General features: G+C 64.4%; 14 protein-coding genes and 1 tRNA gene. 6 read left to right on the plus strand and 9 right to left on the minus strand.

Annotated features, from left to right (window positions below; all coding sequences use genetic code 11):
• Positions 1-31: 31 nt before the first annotated feature.
• The 5 genes from H6718_13985 to H6718_14005 all read right to left on the minus strand — a co-directional run bounded on the left by H6718_13985 (position 32) and on the right by H6718_14005 (position 3,147).
• Positions 32-907, minus strand: coding sequence for a serine/threonine protein kinase (locus tag H6718_13985; protein MCB9586508.1), 876 nt, complete (start codon positions 905-907; stop codon positions 32-34).
• Positions 908-974: 67 nt separating this feature from the next.
• Entirely contained in the window at positions 975-2,012 is a 1,038-nt protein-coding gene (gene arsS / locus H6718_13990) for an arsenosugar biosynthesis radical SAM protein ArsS (protein ID MCB9586509.1), read from the minus strand.
• Entirely contained in the window at positions 2,012-2,344 is a 333-nt protein-coding gene (locus H6718_13995) for a carboxymuconolactone decarboxylase family protein (GenBank protein MCB9586510.1), read from the minus strand. The genes arsS and H6718_13995 overlap by 1 nt, the downstream gene beginning before the upstream one ends.
• Before the next feature lie 91 nt (positions 2,345-2,435).
• On the minus strand, positions 2,436-2,798 hold the full coding sequence (locus H6718_14000; protein ID MCB9586511.1) for a response regulator: 363 nt from the start codon (positions 2,796-2,798) through the stop codon (positions 2,436-2,438).
• Between the two features lie 265 nt (positions 2,799-3,063).
• Positions 3,064-3,147: transfer RNA gene (locus H6718_14005), tRNA-Leu, on the minus strand.
• 210 nt (positions 3,148-3,357) lie between these two features.
• Here H6718_14005 and H6718_14010 point away from each other — a divergent pair.
• From H6718_14010 to H6718_14020, 3 genes are all read left to right on the plus strand, one after another.
• On the plus strand, positions 3,358-4,524 hold the full coding sequence (locus H6718_14010; GenBank protein MCB9586512.1) for a hypothetical protein: 1,167 nt from the start codon (positions 3,358-3,360) through the stop codon (positions 4,522-4,524).
• Between the two features lie 188 nt (positions 4,525-4,712).
• Entirely contained in the window at positions 4,713-5,225 is a 513-nt protein-coding gene (locus H6718_14015) for a hypothetical protein (GenBank protein ID MCB9586513.1), read from the plus strand.
• Entirely contained in the window at positions 5,161-6,240 is a 1,080-nt protein-coding gene (locus tag H6718_14020) for a hypothetical protein (protein MCB9586514.1), read from the plus strand. Before H6718_14015 ends, H6718_14020 begins: the two co-directional genes overlap by 65 nt.
• Positions 6,241-6,330: 90 nt before the next feature.
• Here the strand turns inward: H6718_14020 and H6718_14025 are convergent, their stop codons facing one another.
• Positions 6,331-7,212, minus strand: a complete 882-nt coding sequence (locus H6718_14025) for a MerR family transcriptional regulator (GenBank protein ID MCB9586515.1) — start codon at positions 7,210-7,212, stop codon at positions 6,331-6,333.
• Positions 7,209-8,450 carry a fatty acid desaturase gene (locus H6718_14030; protein ID MCB9586516.1) on the minus strand — a complete coding sequence of 414 codons (1,242 nt, stop codon included), beginning with the start codon at positions 8,448-8,450 and terminating at the stop codon, positions 7,209-7,211. Before H6718_14030 ends, H6718_14025 begins: the two co-directional genes overlap by 4 nt.
• Positions 8,451-8,740: 290 nt before the next feature.
• On the opposite strand from H6718_14030, the gene H6718_14035 reads away from it, so the two are divergent.
• Both H6718_14035 and H6718_14040 read left to right on the plus strand, forming a co-directional pair.
• Entirely contained in the window at positions 8,741-10,537 is a 1,797-nt protein-coding gene (locus H6718_14035; protein ID MCB9586517.1) for an ATP-binding protein, read from the plus strand.
• A gap of 59 nt (positions 10,538-10,596) precedes the next feature.
• Complete coding sequence (locus tag H6718_14040; protein MCB9586518.1) at positions 10,597-13,011, plus strand: hypothetical protein; 2,415 nt, start codon at positions 10,597-10,599, stop codon at positions 13,009-13,011.
• A 17-nt stretch (positions 13,012-13,028) separates the two neighbouring features.
• Here H6718_14040 and H6718_14045 read toward each other — a convergent pair whose 3' ends face one another.
• Together H6718_14045 and H6718_14050 are read right to left on the minus strand one after the other, a co-directional pair.
• Positions 13,029-13,487 (minus strand): CBS domain-containing protein, encoded by a 459-nt coding sequence (locus tag H6718_14045; GenBank protein MCB9586519.1) that lies wholly within the window; start codon positions 13,485-13,487, stop codon positions 13,029-13,031.
• Between the two features lie 628 nt (positions 13,488-14,115).
• A complete protein-coding gene (locus H6718_14050) occupies positions 14,116-14,667 on the minus strand; it encodes a sterol desaturase family protein (GenBank protein MCB9586520.1) in 552 nt (183 codons plus the stop codon).
• 114 nt (positions 14,668-14,781) lie between these two features.
• Here H6718_14050 and H6718_14055 point away from each other — a divergent pair, with 114 nt between their 5' ends.
• Entirely contained in the window at positions 14,782-15,537 is a 756-nt protein-coding gene (locus H6718_14055) for a TetR/AcrR family transcriptional regulator (protein MCB9586521.1), read from the plus strand.
• The last annotated feature ends 62 nt before the right edge of the window (positions 15,538-15,599 follow it).

Below are 15,599 nucleotides of genomic sequence, written 5' to 3' on the forward strand. Positions count from 1 at the left end.
CTGCTAGGCTCCGCGAGCTGCGATGTTGAGCTTAGAACGGGCTCGAGACTGGGGTCGCTAGGATGGATTCCAGGGCGTTGAGCTGGCTGCGCACGCTCTGAAAGCGGTCCTCAGGGGCGATTGCGAGGGCCTTTTCCACCCAGAAATCAATCGCCGCCGGCAGCGACTTGCGCAGCGCTTGCAAGCTGGGGCGCTCCCCCTTGGTCGCCCACTGCATGGTGTTGATCAGGCCGCCACGGGGAGTTGGCACCTTCGAGCTCAAGGCGCGGAACACGATCACGCCTAGAGCGTAGACGTCGATGCGATGATCCAAGATTCGCGGGTTGCCTTCCCACGCTTCGGGCGCGATGTAGCTCGGCGAGCCAGCGACCATGCCATCATCCGTGAGCGCGCTGGCGTTCAGCACCTTCACCAAGCCGAAGTCCAGTAGGCGCACGCCACCACCGTGCTGCTTGTCGATGACGAAGATGTTGGCCGGCTTGAGATCGCGGTGGACGATACCTTGCGCGTGCGCCGCCTCCAGGGTGTCGACCACTGGGCGCAGCAGCATCAGCAGGCGATCGGGTTTGATTTGGCCGCCTACGCTCTCCGCTTGAGCCAGGTAATCCTCCAGGTTCTGGCCGTGGAGCATCTCCATCACGATGTAGATCATCCCGTCGTCCGCGTGACGGATGTTGTGGACGTGCACTGCGTGGGTGCCGCGAAGTTGAGCCATGGCTTGCGCTTCACGTTCCAGGCGCCGGTTGTACTGCGGATCGAAACCGAAGCCGCCGCCGAGGAACTTGAGCGCAACTTCGTCCCGCGTCTCGAGGTCGCGCGCGCGGTAGACCACGCCGTGAGCCCCAGAACCGACCTTTGCCAAGATGCGGTAGCGACCTTGGATCACGGTTCCGGGTTCGTACGCCATCAACCTTGAACGCTACTCCGCTCGCAAGTTCCGCGCAAACTACTCGCCGGCGGCCGTAGTCCTGAGCTCAGGCGGTGGCTCCGCCGCAGCTCGAGCCGGCGCCAGCAGTGCAACCGAAGCAGTGACGCGCCACGCGGATGCTGCGCGCTGAGAGCGCCTGGGAGGCAAAATCTTTGATGTGTTGGATGTCGCCTGCAAGACCCAGGTCGAGCATTTGGTTGAAGTCGCAGTCGTAGAGTCGGCCATCGTAGGCAACGCTCAGCGTGTTGCGGCACATCACGCCTCGTGCTGCAGCCGGGTTGAACGCCGCGACGAGGCGAGTGAGGTACGCCTCGAGGTTTTCGCTCTCGATCAGCCACTCGAGGTAGCGGCTGATCGGCATGTTGGTGATGGTATACAGGGCGTCAAAGGTCACACCATGGCGCGCCTCGAGCTCTCGTTTCCATTCGCGTTCGAGGGATGCTTGATTTGCCGGGAGGAAAGCCCCGAGAGGGTTCGTCACGAGCACGAGTCGGTGCTTGCCGCGCCCGTAACCCACGGCGTTGAGGCTTCGAAGCGCGCGAATGCTCTTGGCAAAGACCCCATCACCGCGCTGACTGTCGGTGCCCAGGGCTCGATAGTGGGGGAGGGAACACACCACCTCGACGTCGTGAGCGGCGAAGAACTCCGGTAGATCCGCTCCGGATGGCGTCTCAAGCACCGTCAGGTTGCAGCGATCGATGACGTGGCGTTCGAGCCCTCTGACGGCTTCCACGAACCAGCGAAAGTTGGCGTTTAGCTCCGGGGCGCCGCCGGTGATGTCGACGCTGCGTATGTCACTTGCGCGGAGCGCATCCAAGCACTGTTCGAAGACTTCTCGGGACATCTGTTCCCGGCGGTCGGGGCCCGCGTCGACATGGCAGTGGCGACAGGTCTGGTTGCAGAGCTTCCCCACATTGACCTGCAGGATCTCGAGTTCCGTTGGCTGCAGCGGCCATAACCCTGCGGAATCGAGCGCGGTCTCGAACTCGCGCTCGATGGTCGGGGCGTCCAGCACTTCGAGCTGTCTCCCTGGCGCTGCCAATGGGAGTCTCCTCGCGTGCTGCGAGCGGATCGGCGCCCCCATTACATCGAGACCTTGTCGGCGTGGTTACGCATCTGCACGCCGTGGACGAGGCTAGCGCCGCCGCGCACCGCGGCAGCCACATGAATCGCCTCGGTCATCTGTTCCCGATCAGCGCCCTTCTCCAGGCTGCCCTTGGTGAACGAGTCGATGCAGTAGGGGCACTGAATCGCGTGGGCTACCGCGAGCCCGATCAGAGACTTCTCCCGGGCGCTCAGCGCGCCGTCCTTGAAGACCGCGCCGTACCAAGCGAAGAACTTCTCCGCGAGCTCGGGACTGAAGTCGGCAATTGCACCGAACTTCTTCAGGTCATCGCTATCGTAATAGTCCGTCATGAACGAGGCCTCCGGCGTTCACATACCACTCGGGTGTGTTTACGCGGGAGGCCCAGTGCGCGTTTCAACGCGAATCCGCGAAGCGGATCGTTCAGTTGATGACGGGATCGAGCGCCTGCTGGAAGTTCTCAGCCGTGAAGGGCTTTGCGATCAAGAACAGCGCGCCGGCGCCGCTTGCTCGAGCCCGCATCTCTGCTGTGCCTTCCGAGGTCACGAAGCCAAACTTCACTTTCGTGCCGTCGGCGCCGAGGGTCTCGAGCAGCTCGATGCCCGTCATCTCCGGCATGTTCCAGTCGGAGAGCACCAGATCAGGTGCCGCTCCGCGGATCTTGTCTAGCGCCTCTCGGCCGTTCTCGGCCTCGTCGATGTCATGGTTTCCGTAGCCAGCCTGTCGCAGCGTGCGGCGTACGATCATGCGCATTGCCTTGCTGTCATCCACGATCAGTATCTTCATGCTCTCTCGCCTGGTGGTTCGGCAGCGCCGAGTGGTTGAGGTGATGCCGACGCTCGCAATCGCGTCGGCGCACTCAGCCTGAACAAACGGCCCACCTCGGGAGGTCTGAAGTCTTTTCTCGTTGGCTCGGCCCCAGCGGTCTGCGCGGTGCCGACTAGCTCAGCCCCAAGCGACCCAGGCGAAAGCGCTTCCCGGCCTCGAGGCGCGGGATGCACAAACGCAAAACGGCCCCGGAATTCCGGGGCCGTTCGAGCTGTGCTGTCTGTGCGAAGGAGAGGACTTGAACCTCCACGAGAGTTACCCCACTAGAACCTGAATCTAGCGCGTCTGCCAATTCCGCCACCTTCGCGAGTAGTCGGAGCCTTACAACCCTTACGGGTCGCTCGGGGGAAGGACTTATGCTCCAGATGTTTCACCTGCGCAAGGGTTTTGCACACTTATGTAGCTGGTCCTCAATCCACCGCTTCAGAATCTTAGCCGGCGGCCGATCTCAAGGGCGTGAGGCCAGTTTCTTCAGCAATACGTCGGGAGAAGACGCATCAGGCGCCGTGGGGGTCCCATGTCCGGTGACTTGCTGGACGGAGCGCGCGCCAAGCGGCTCTTGCGCCGCGAGGGACGTTGGTTCCTCGAGGTCGAACGCCTGGTGGCGGTGGACCCGGGAGTCTTCCGACCTACGCTCCAGCGCATCGAGGGACGCGAGGGGATCTTATGGTTTCTTGGCCATCACAACTCGGACGCCGACCTAGAGCGCAGCGCCCGGGGCGTGTTCGATACCACCTCCGGCGCCCACGCCACCTATGAGTCTGCCAAGGGCACGTGGGTGCCGAGCAGCACGTCGGCTCGCCACTTTCGCGACCAAGCGCGCAAGCGACGAGCGGAGGTCGAGACCTACTGGCGTCAGCAAAACGAGCTTGCTCGTTTGCGTGTGGAAAATGATGAGCTCAAGCGGCGCCTAGCTAAGCTCGAGCGCATCCTCTACAGCCCAGGAAACCTGGAGCTGAAGCTACGTGGTAGCGAGTCACCGCCAGAGCTGAATCCCCAGTTCCCGCCCCAGGCATCAACTCCCAAGGAAGCCGCCGCGTCCGCGGGGGAGCAAGTGGCGGGTCAGTCCGCAGGTGGGGGCGCACCCGACGGGTCCGACGGCGAGCCCTCCGAGGCCGCACAGGCAGCTGCGGAGGCGGCGCTAGCCGCCGAGGCCGCCGAAGCCGCCGAGGCCGAACCGGTTGCGCCCGCGGAACCCGCGAGTATTCCGCCGCCGCCCCCCGACTTCGAGCCCTTCGAGGTTCCGCCGCCCAGCGCGTTCGAACAGTGTATCGCGACCCTCGTCGGTAGCGACGTCGAGCTCGAACCTCCAGATGGCAGCGCGCACGATCTGGCGGAGTTCTTTAGCGCCCGCCTGGTGAGCGATGACGACGAGCTTCGCGGGGTGATGTTGGCGGACCTGGAGGCGGTAGCGCGGATGGGCGGCTCACTGTTGATGCTGCCCGAGCCAGAGGTCTTGCAGCAGATCTCCTCCGGTACCCCCAGCCAGGACTCCCTCGAGGCGATGAGCGAGGTCTTCAATACGCTCACCGCTGAGTTCAACAACGTCGAAGGTAATCCCCACGTGCGCTCGCGTCCTCTCGGCCCAGTCGATCCCGAGGACGTGAAGTGGTTCAAGTACGCGCGCAATCGGGTGGAGTTCAAGATGCCCGAAGGTGGCCTGCTCGTGATGTTGGCGCGCTGAGGACTTCGTGGCGCCCGCAAATCGGGCGAAGTCGATCGCCTCGCGATGGGAACCGCGTTCCATCTTGCCGTACGGTGTCGCCGCATCGTTGAAACACTTCGAGCCACCCCTGGATACTTTGAGTTTGAAGTTTTCTGGCGGGAGCGGTCCTGCTCGCGTTGAGTCCCTCATGCGGATAGAACTTGGCCATGAATCGCTGGGGACTGATTGGGCTCGTCGCGTTGGGCATGCTTGGGAGCGTCGGTTGTTCGTCGGACGGCGGCAGCACTGACAACCAGGCCGCGGGAGGACAGGGCGGCTCTGCGGGTAGCGCCGCGACGGGCGGCATGGCTGGTGGTGGCGGCTCCGGCACGACGGCGCACACGGCTCAGGGCGTTAGCATTCAGGAAGTGGCGATCTACCAGGGCGTCAAGCGCAGCCTGATGGTCGGAGGCCAGGCCGTGGATAGCGATGTGCCCCTGGTCGCGGGGCGCGACGCGCTGGTGCGGGTCTTCTATGCGACGGACTCCGGTTACTCCGGAGGGGAGATCACGGCGCGTCTGCATCTCCCCGGCGAGGACGGAACCTTCGAAGTCAAAGGGCCGCTACTCGCTGCATCCACGGACGCCGATTCTCAATACGACGCTGAATTTCCAGGTGCCCGGCGAGTACATCGGGGAGAATCTGGACTGGTCGGTCGAGATCCTCGAGGAGGGCGCTGACAACGGACAGGGCACTGACAACCCCGCCGCACGCTTCCCCGCGGAAGGGACGAGCCCGCTCGCTGTGGAGGGCAAGGCGAATACCTTTCGCCTCATCCTCGCCCCCTTTCGCTACAACGCCGATGGCTCCGGGCGGCTGCCAAACCTCGACGACACGCAAGTTCAGAAGATCACCGATCGCGTGAAAGCGCTGTATCGGGTGAGCCAGGTGGAGACCCGCGTGCGGGAGGTTACCGAGTGGTCTGGTGCCCTTGGCCCTGACGGCAGCGGCTGGCAAGAGCTGGGCATCACGCTGGCTGGCTACCGCAACAAGGACGGCGAAGGCGACGACGTCTACTACTACGGCATCTTCAATCCCACCGACTCGTTCTTCAGCTACTACGGCGGTGGCTGCTTGCTCGGTGTCACCTTGCTGAACAACAACCCGCCAGAGACCGGCACGGCTTTCCTCCGGCTGGCGCTCGGAGTTGGCTATGAGAACTACGCGGCTAGCACGGCGGCACACGAGCTCGGTCACGCTCACGGCCGCGAGCACGTGCTGTGCGGGCCGGGACTCGATCCGGGCTCCGTAGACAAGAACTACCCCCACGACGGTAAGACCATCGGTGTCTGGGGCTATGACATCACCAGCGGAGAGCTGCGTGATCCGGCGAAGTACAGCGACATCATGGGCTACTGCTCCACGCAGCACATCAGCGACTACAACTACCGCGCTCTGTTCGAGCGCGGGCAGCGCGTGAACCTGCCCCAGGTGATCGGGGAGCTGGACTACGACGTGATCACGCTGGATGGCTCCGGGAGCGCCAAGTTCGCGACCACCCTCGTGCGCCACTCGCCGCTTGAAGGCCTGGCGGTGGAGGTGAGCGGGAAGGACGCGAGAGGCACTCGCGCGGTGCGTGGAGAGTTCTTCCGCTACGACCACTTGCCCGGCGGCTGGCTCGTGATCCCCAAGGATACCCAGCTCGAGCGCGCGGAGTTCGTGGTCGACGGGCAGCTCTATCAAGTCCGCCGCTAGCTCGCCCAAACACCACTGGCTCGCCCAAACGCCGCTGGCTCGCCAACTGAATCGGCGACCTCTAATGCGCTATGCGTACGTCAGCTTCGACTAACGCTTGCGCCGGCGATTCCGTGCGGGAATTTTCGCCGCGCGCCCGGATTCTGCCAAGGTGCGCAGCTCGCGCTCGATTTCTTTGGAGAAGATCACCTTCACCGCTTCGACACCCAAGGGGCGCAGCGCGCCGAGCGCCGCGCTCAGCTCCTCCGCGCTGCCGTCTCGGCCAAAGCCGCTGCCCGCATGGTCGAAGAAGAAGCGCGCGAGCTCACCCGCCGCCTTCGATAGATGTTTCCGCAGGATATCGGCGGCGCCCGCTGCAGTCTCCAAATCGACACCTGCCGCCTCCAGCTTGAGACTGATGGTGAGCAGGCTCGGGCTCCTCACCACGAAGCGATCTCCCTGGCGCTCCAAGAGCTGGAGCCGCTCCAAGTCAGAGATGAGCCCGGGTCGCGGCTTGCCGTCTACGGACTTCGCGAACTCGAGCAGCTCCTCTTCGGCGAGCATCCGGGGCTGGTCGTCGCCCCAGGGGCTGCGCAACTCGTCGCTCAGCCCGAGCCACTCGGTGACCGAGACGTCACCGCGTTCCATGGACGCCAAGAGGTCGCGGATGGCGTTGATCCGCAGCCCGCGGTCCTGGAGGTTGGCGATCAGTTCGAGGCGCTCGAGGTGCCGCTGATCATAGTAGGCAACGCGGCCACGGAGCTTCGGCGGAGGCAGGGCCTTCTTCGATTGGTAGAAGCGGATGGTCCGGCTTGGCACCTTGCTACGAGCCGCGAGCTCATCAATGGTGAACTCCTCTTCCGGCTGATCGGTCTCCGCGTCGCTCATTGCCTCGGGCTCTGCATCGCACGAGCCGGGGTTCGCTGTCCACGCTCCCGGCTGATCCTCGGCTTCCAGGGCGCTGAGCCCGGCAGCTAGCAGTAGCGCCGTCACGCTGCCACCGCCTCTTGTGCCGAAACCGCTGGCTGCGGGTCGGGCTTGCTCAGCGCCTGAATGTGAGCGAAGGCGCCGAGCAGCGTGCGGCCCCAGCTCTGGCTGCGGTAGGGCACTCCGTGCTCTTGGCACGCTCGCTCCACCTGGGGAGCGATCTCACGCAGCCGGTGGGGAGGCAGCTTGTTGAACAAGTGGTGCTCGATCTGCAGGTCGAGGCCTCCACAGAGCACGCTGCGGACTCGGTCCACGCGGAAGTTGTAGGTCGCAGCCGCCTGCATGGCGTACCAGCGCCCGCGCTTCTTGGCCTTCGTGCCTTCGGGAAAGCTCGCGGCTTCTTCGCCGACGTGCCCACAGAAGATGGTCGCTGCGCTGTAGATGTCCCGCAACACTTCGCTCAGGTAGTTGCCGAGTAGCACCTTCCAGAAGAACGGGCCGGCGAGCATCGGCCAGAGCACGTACTCGTAGGCGTAGTAGGGAGCGTATTTTCGCACGGCCTTCCAGTGGGCCTTGGCGATCGTTTTTGGGCGCTTATCCGGGAGGAAATCCATGCCTCCTCGGCCGTTGCCCTCGTACAGATCCGCGAGCCCTGTGAAGTGCATGTTCATCACGAAGCCAAAATTCGGGAAAAGCCCGAGCAAGGCGTAGGCGAGCTGGAAGCGGTGAGCGGGGCGCCACGGCGTGTCTCGGGTCAGCCGCACTGGGCCGAAGTGGATGTCCGCGTCGTGTCCCGCGACATTCGTGGCCCCGTGATGACGCACGTTGTGGCCGTAGCGCCAGCTCTCCTCGTCGATGGGCGTCTTCCAGCGGAAGCGCGATGAATGAAAGCGACCCACTCCGGGTAGCTTGTCGTAGGCGCCGTGCAGCGCCGTGTGACCAATCTCGGTCGCCTCGAGCTGTTTGTGCAGCCACAGCGCGATAACGCCTGCGCCGAAGCCGATCGGTTCGAACGAGAAGTGGATGGCTGCGCGCCCGACGACCTCGAGGCCACGCGATAGGTGGCGCAGGCGCCTGACGTGCTTGAGGTCGCTCTCGCCCATGCTGGCTTCTGCTTCCTTACGGATCTTATCGATGGCGCGACCGAAGGACTCGAAGCGTGCTTCGTCGCTGGCAAACTTCTGCGCAATGCTGGGGTCATTCAGCAGTACCTGAGCGCCGCCCGGCGCCGCACTGCTTGGACCTCTCCCCCCCAAACCCTGAACCTGTGAGGCGCTCTGATGCACTTCCATGTGCTCGGTCATGGCTCTCTCCTGATTGAGGACACACCTCGACTGCCTCTTCGCAGCTCAATGCTGCAAGAGTGGGTGTGTCAAACAACGATGGGACATTAATAACCGTGACAGTGATTGGTGTCAAAATAAAATCGCTCGCCGGTACCGCTTGTCAGCGGGTCCCCGTGGTTGGCGCTCCCGAGGGTTCCGCGGCTTTTTTTGGGGGTGAGGGGAGCGCCCGACGTCCTTGTGGCCGGTGTTTCGCTCGGCGTGGCGCGTGTCCGCCACGGGACCCGAAGGCAGCGTGCTATGGGTCGGCGATGGCGGTGAGTCTCGAGCGCACTCGAGTGGATTTGGGTGGCCTGATGCGGGTGCTGGGTGAGCACCTCTACTCGAGCCCGAGCGTCGCGGTGCGCGAGCTGGTGCAGAACGCCCACGACAGCATCGAGCGTCGACGCATCGAAGATCCGGACGGCTTCGCCACCAGCGAGCCGAGTATCCGCGTGGAATGTGACGCAGAGAACGGTCGCATCTCCATCGAAGACACCGGCGCCGGACTCACCAAGGACGAGATCGTCGAGTACCTCGCGACCGTGGGCACCGGCTACACCCGGCGCCTACGAGACGCCTCGGCAGACGCCGGGCTGATTGGCTACTTTGGGCTTGGCTTCCTCACGGCCTTCGTGGTCGCTGAGCGCACCGAGGTCTGGACGTGCTCCTACCAGGATCCGGATCAGGCGTTTCTCTTTCACTCCAAGAACGGTCAGCAATATGGCGTCGAAGCAGCTGAGAAGCGTCCCGTCGGAACCCGGGTGACGCTCGAGCTGCGTGAGCGCTTCCGCGAGCTGTCGGATCCCCATGTGTTGTCCGCGTTGGTGCGGCGCTACTGCGGCTTCTTGAGTTACCCGGTTCGGATCCACGGGGAACATGTCAACGAGCGCCCCCCGGCTTGGCGCGACGCGGAGCTGACGAACCCGATCCGCAAGAAGCGGGCTCTGCTCGAGCTCGCTGAGCGCTTTGGTATCGCCTTTGAGCCGCTGTGTGCCATCGAAGTCGACGGGGAAGCCTGCAAAGGCGTGATCTGGATCCACGCCGGTTCCACCTACGGCACCAGCGACCACCGCGACGTCCACGTGTTCATCCGAGGCATGTTGATCGGCGATGAAGACCGCGAGCTGTTGCCGAGCTGGGCTGGCTTTGCGAGTGCGGTGATCGAGAGCGTGGCGCTGCACCCCACGGCGAGCCGAGAGACCTTGCAGAAGGACGCGGTGTACGAGCAAGTCAAAGGCGAGCTCCGAGAGGCGCTGATCGACGGCCTGGGACGCATCGCCCAGAGCGAAGCGGCGACCTGGCGCCGCGTGTTGCTCAGGCACAACGAAGCGCTGCTTGGCTCCGCGCTATCGGATCCGCGGTTGTTCGGCTTGCTCGCCGAAGACGTCACCCTGCCCACCAGCCACGGCGACCTGCGGGTGAAGCACATCCTGGACAAGAGCCAAGGCAAGCTCCACGTGAGTCAGACCGAGAGTGGTGGCTTCGAGGAGCTTTTGTTTCGCGCGCTGGGAGTGCCCGTCGTGCACGGCATTCGTTTCGCGGCGCTGCCCTTCTGCAAAGCCTATACGGACCGCGTGCGCGGCCGCTTGGTGCTCCTCGGCACCGGCAAGGGCGACAGTGAGCTGTTTCAGAAGGTGGAGCTGAGCACCGAGGAACAGAGCAAGCTCGAAGGTTGGTTCGGACGCGACGACGTGGCGGTGATGAGCTGCCGCTTTGCGCCTCGCGAGCTGCCGTTCGTGCTGGTTCCAGACCGCGAAATTCAGCTCAAGCGTCGCATCGAATCAGACCAAGCGGACGCGCGTATCTCCAGCGCGGTGCTGGGCCTCGCGCGGCAGTTCACGGCGCAAGTCGGGGCGCGGCCGTCGCTCAGGCTCTACGTCAACTGTGACTGCCCCGCGATCGTTCGCCTGCTCGCGGCGCCGCCCGAGCGCGCCGCCCGCGGCGTGCGGCTCTTGGCCCCCCTGGTGAGCCTGTTGTCCGAGACTGGGGAGGAGACCCGGTTGTTCGACGTCGAGACCGCGCTGCGTGACTTCTGCGCCGCCCTGTGCGAGACCCTCGACGCGTGACCACCCGCTGAAAAAGCCGCGAGGCACCCGGTCCGCGTTCTAGCGTTGAGTATTTGCATATGGATATCTGGCGTTGGTTGACTGAAGCACAGCGGAGCTTGCTGAAGCGCGGTCATGTGCGGCTAGCTCATGCATTGGATGACTTGCCGTCCTTGGTGGTAGACGAGGAGCATGACGCGGTGGATGCTCTGGTCGCGGAGGCGTTGCCCCTCGCCCGCGCCGCGGACAACCCTTGGCTCGAGGTGTTCATCCGCCACTGGGAGCTCCAGAGCAAAGTGCTGAACCGCGAGCAAGTGAAGGACTCTCTGCCACTGGCGGTGGAGCTGCTCGAGCTGTCCTCGCGCCCCGAGACCAAGGACTGCCCGCAAGCGGTGTGCGCCACCCAAGATCTGGCGTCCTGCTATGCAACCCTCGACGGACCGGGTTACGTCGCCGAACGCGTGGCGGTCGCGAAGGAGACCCTCGCGCGCATCGACCCCACGTGGCCTTGCTTCCTCTGCATCTCGAGCGAGCTGGTGGATGCGTTGCTCGACGGCGCAGAGGCCGAGGCGGCGCTGAACGAGGTCAAGCAGGTGCGCGCGGCGCTGCTCGAGCGTGACCAGCGTCAGGAGTGTCCGGCGTTGATCCGTCCCCGCGTCGACGCGCTCTTCGCCCTTGGCCGTTTCGAAGAGGCGTTGATGGAACTCGAGCTTTGGGACGAACCAGCGTCGGGTAGCAGCGGGGAGATGGCGATCCGGCTGCGCAAGGTGCGGGCTCACGCGGCCCTCGGACAAATCACCCAGGCGAAGGACTTGCTGCCTGATCCCGAGTCGATCTCGAAGACCCCGAGTCATTATTCCGCGTGGATACGTGCCGCAGAAGCTCTGGTCGCCGCTGGCGGCTTGACCAATGACGCGGAGCTCGGCGCCGTGCTGCGCGGGATGCGCCTCAGCCAGGAGCAAAACGGAGCGCACTTCCTGGCCTTTGAAAGCGCCGTGGTAGGCACCGAGCTCGCTTTGGCTCGCGGCGCGCGTCAGACCGCTCGCCTCGAGCTCCATCAGGTGGATCGGCTCTTCCCTCAGCTGCGCGCTCCCAAGGCGCCCGGCGTGGTGCCGTGGGTGCAGCGCATGGAAGCGGCGCGGGCGAGCTTGAGCGAGGCCGATCCCGCGCCGCCGCCCCTAGAGCAAGCCCCCAGCCCCGAGGTGATGTGGGAGAACGCCGCCGCGGCCGTGGACTGGCAGACCGAGGTGCTCGATGGGCAGGCGCTCGACGCGGTCTTGAGCTGCTTGGAGACCATGGGGTACCTCGCGGAAGCAGAATCGGTCGCCGAGCGCGCGGTTGAAGGCGCCAGCGATCAAGCCGCGCGCTTGACCGCGAGCCTGCGCTGGGCCGAGCTCTTGAGCCACGTGGGGCAAGCTGAGCGCGCGCTGAGCGTGCTCGACGGACTTGGGGAGCTTCGGGGAGAAGAGTTCTGGCTACGCGCCCGTGCTGAGGTGGATTGCCTGCGGCGCCTGGGCGACGACAAGCGGCTGAAGACGCGACTCGGCGCACTCTGTGAGCGACCTGATGTTCCCCCTGGAGCGGTGCTGCTCCTGAGCGACCTCGAGCAGCGCCTCGGGGACGCCCGACGCGCCTTTGCTCTCGCGCTGCGCGCGGCGGAGGCGTTGCCGCGCGGTGAAGCCGACTGGAAGGTGATCGAGCTTGGAACCGAGCTTGGCGCCTGGTCCGAGGTTCGACGCGCCGCCAACCGGCTGGGAATGCCCGTGGAGCTTGGCGCCGCTCCTATCGACGAGGAGTGGGGCTTGGTCCAGGTGGTGTTTCCCGAAGACACTCAGCGCAAGCTCGTCGCGCTGCGCACCGGTCCCGTCACCGCACGGGTGCTCGAGCTCTGCGGCCCGACTTCGGATGTAGAACATGGGGACGATCGAGTGATCTTCGATCCTGAACCCGTGGAGCCGCCGCCGGGGCATCAGCATGGGCCCGACTGTGACCATGAGCACGACCACGGTCATGACCATGATGAACACGGACACGGTTGTGAAGAGGACCACGAACATGGTCCCGACTGCGCGCACTCCCAGGCTGAGGAGTGGATCCCTGTTTTCGCCGTGCGGAAAATTGTTGCAGCTGGCGAACTGGAGTCCTTCACGATCGATGGCCTACACCCCGGGGATGACGCCCTCCAAGCCATCGCGGATCTGCTAGACGGATTTGGTGGCCGTCTCGAGGTGCGGAGCCCTGACGAGTACTCGCTCCGAGTTCCGGACTTGCTGCCTGACCTCGGGTGGCCGCGACCAGCCCCGGGAGAGCGTCCCGCGGTTTATGGGTTCTTCGCGGTGCCCGCCGCTCAGGACGCTCGCGCAGTGCATGACGCGCTCAGGACGCTGTGTTCGACGCAGCGGGCCCTGCTCGTGTGGCCGGAGCTGTGTGAGGCGGCTGGCGACGACGAAGCGCTCGACCTTCATGTCGAGCTTGGCGATTGCCTGGGGCTCTAGCAGGGTTTGAGCCGGCGTTAGACGTCGAGCATGTGATTCGGGGCGACCGGGATCTTGGACGATAGCGCGTCGACCTCACGCTCCAGCGCCTGGGTGATGGCGCGCGTCAGATCTCCGCTCGAGACCACTCCGACCAACTGGTCGTCGTCCAAGACAGGAAGGTGTCGCACCCGCTGCTCCGTGATTCGGTGCATGGCCTCCTGCAAGGTCGTGTGGGGTGTCACCGTGACGAGGCCACGCGTCATGACATCGCTGACCAGTGTGGCCTCGGGCTCCAGGTGCTGCCCTACCACGCGGAAAAGAACATCGCGCTCGGTGATGATCCCTAGGAGTACACCTTCATCCATCACGAGCAGCGCGCCGATGTTGTAGCGGTTCATGAGGCGTACGGCGTCAGTCACGCAGGCGTAGGGCGTTACTGTGCGGATATGATGCGGCTTGGCTGCGAGGATTTCGCTGATGATGATGTTTTCCATTGGTCCCCCTGACTCGTTGTCTCTTCGTTCCCCCTGGGACGCGCGGCGAATTCGGCACGGGTAGGTGCGGTGATCGCCCGCGAACATTGGCGTGCGGCGCGCTGAACTGCGCGACGGGTGATGTGTCTTCGGGCAGGTGTCCCCGCCGCTGATGGCTCGATGATAGAGCGGAACAACGACTCTCGGGGATGGGTTGATTGGGACTCAGCTCGCTTTAAGGAAAGCGGCAGTTCGCGACATTGAGTGGCACTGCGTCGAGCGCAGCGGCTGTGAGGACTCGCTGATACCGGTGCATCCCGTAGCGAATGGACACAATGCTGCGAATGGACGCAATGCGGCACTTCGAGACGGGGCAACACTGCCCTCGCGCTGCGACGTCTCTGTCGTTTCGCGTTTGTGGAGTTTCTCCGTGTTTCGTCGACCTTCAGCCCTCGAGGTCAGCTGGCTATTCCCTAGTTGGCATTCGCTCTCATGTGATTGCATATGGAAAAACGGCGCTGTGGCCGAAACCTCGGGGCAACGTGCCGCTGCGCTCGGACGGTTTGGGGCTGAGCGCGCCCTGCCACAAAACGAGAGCGGGCCGGACGCATCGCGCCGAGCCCGCAGCAGTCGAGCTATGTGCTCGGGATCACTCGGCGGCTTGCGGCTCTGGCTCCGCGCGAGCTGCCTTGCGTTCAGCGCGTGCGGCCGCCTTGGCACGGTCTTGTGCCTCGCGTTCCGTCCCGACGTAGTGCTCGCGGGTGCCCATCACCCAGTCGAACCAAGGCTTCGTTACGCACCAGTTCTTGTGCTGGTTGGGTCCCATGTGGTGGTCGTAGTGCCACGGCAGCTTCGCGCGTGCCCACTCGGGATCGAGATGGGAGCGCTTGTGGACGCGGTAGTAGTTGAACGCGCAGTAGTAGGCGGTGCCGACGAAGAACGGCGCGACGGGTAGCAGTGGCGTCACCGCGGCACTTGCGGCGGCGAGCGCCAAGAGCTCCTTACCCTGGGCATGCCAACCGAGCGGCGGGCGCTCGTAGTTGGGGTCGAACATGCCGCGCTTGCGCGACTCGCCGTGATGCTCGTGCCAGTGGAACGCCCAGAAGCTCCGCTTGCTCTTCCCAAGCCCGTGCAGCACGTGCTTGTGCACCGCCCACTCGAATGCGTTCGCGGCTAGGAGTGCCAAGGGGATCCCGATCATCGCTACCTCCAAAGAATGACTGATCGGTCACTTTTTGAACGATCGCCACGAGGTTGTCAAGCCTGAAGCGTTCCGCTCCAACATCTTGGGATCCATTGCATCGCGCGTCGAGCTATGACCTGGCTGTTGGACCGACAGACACCACACCGAGCTGATGGGGGAGCGGAGGAGCGAGAAGTGAGCAGCGGGGTTCCCAAACCTGGCGATGACAATCTGTTCGAGCCCGGGCGCGTACCGGAGCAGCGTCCAGGCAAAGCTGGTGGAAAGCGTGACCGCAATCGTCAGGAACGGACGCGTGCTCTGTGCGATGCCGCGCTCGTCGAGTTCTTGGAGCGCGGGGTCGAGCGCGTCACCGTCGATGAGATCACGAAGGCGGCAGGTGTCGCGAAGGGCAGCTTCTATCGCTACTTCGAGGACAAGTCTCAGGTGGTTGAAGCGCTCTTCGCGCCGCTGCGCAAAGAGGTGGAGCAAGCGCTCTCTCAGTGCGGCCGTGAGCTCGCGGAAGCGCGGTCCAACGAAACGCTGACCACTGCCTATCAAACTCTCGCGATGCAGATGGGGCAGGCTGCGCTGCGAGAGCCGCGGCTCGTGAAGCTCTACTTGCAGGAGTGCCGGGGCCCCGCGGAAGGGGCCCGTGCGCCCATCCGCGCCCTGCGTGATGAGATCAATCAGGCGGCGGTGGCACTGACCGAGGCAGCTCACCAAAACCAGCTGCTGCGCGACTTACCCCCGCGCATCACGGCCTATGCCGTGGTCGGCGCAGTCGAGACACTGCTCATTGCGGTGTTCGACGGCGAACAGCTCGGTAGTCCGGCAGAAGCGACCCAAGCTTTGGTGAGCATGGTGCTCGACGGCGTGCGTAAGCGCTGACCGCTGACGAACCGCCTGCTTGGATTCTTGAAGCTTCAACGAATCGTGCGTGTTCGCACGCC

The sequence above is a fragment of the Polyangiaceae bacterium genome (genome assembly GCA_020633205.1).
Classification (GTDB): Bacteria; Myxococcota_A; Polyangia; order Polyangiales; family Polyangiaceae; genus JAHBVY01.

Coding starts and splice junctions, on each gene's coding strand:
- H6718_14015 (MCB9586513.1), top strand. CDS start 4,713: ATGAATCGCTGGGGACTGATTGGGCTCGTCGCGTTGGGCATGCTTGGG.
- H6718_14010 (MCB9586512.1), top strand. CDS start 3,358: ATGTCCGGTGACTTGCTGGACGGAGCGCGCGCCAAGCGGCTCTTGCGC.
- H6718_14045 (MCB9586519.1), bottom strand. CDS start 13,487: ATGGAAAACATCATCATCAGCGAAATCCTCGCAGCCAAGCCGCATCAT.
- H6718_14035 (MCB9586517.1), top strand. CDS start 8,741: ATGGCGGTGAGTCTCGAGCGCACTCGAGTGGATTTGGGTGGCCTGATG.
- H6718_14050 (MCB9586520.1), bottom strand. CDS start 14,667: ATGATCGGGATCCCCTTGGCACTCCTAGCCGCGAACGCATTCGAGTGG.
- arsS (MCB9586509.1), bottom strand. CDS start 2,012: ATGGGGGCGCCGATCCGCTCGCAGCACGCGAGGAGACTCCCATTGGCA.
- H6718_14055 (MCB9586521.1), top strand. CDS start 14,782: ATGACCTGGCTGTTGGACCGACAGACACCACACCGAGCTGATGGGGGA.
- H6718_14000 (MCB9586511.1), bottom strand. CDS start 2,798: ATGAAGATACTGATCGTGGATGACAGCAAGGCAATGCGCATGATCGTA.
- H6718_13985 (MCB9586508.1), bottom strand. CDS start 907: ATGGCGTACGAACCCGGAACCGTGATCCAAGGTCGCTACCGCATCTTG.
- H6718_13995 (MCB9586510.1), bottom strand. CDS start 2,344: ATGACGGACTATTACGATAGCGATGACCTGAAGAAGTTCGGTGCAATT.
- H6718_14030 (MCB9586516.1), bottom strand. CDS start 8,450: ATGACCGAGCACATGGAAGTGCATCAGAGCGCCTCACAGGTTCAGGGT.
- H6718_14040 (MCB9586518.1), top strand. CDS start 10,597: ATGGATATCTGGCGTTGGTTGACTGAAGCACAGCGGAGCTTGCTGAAG.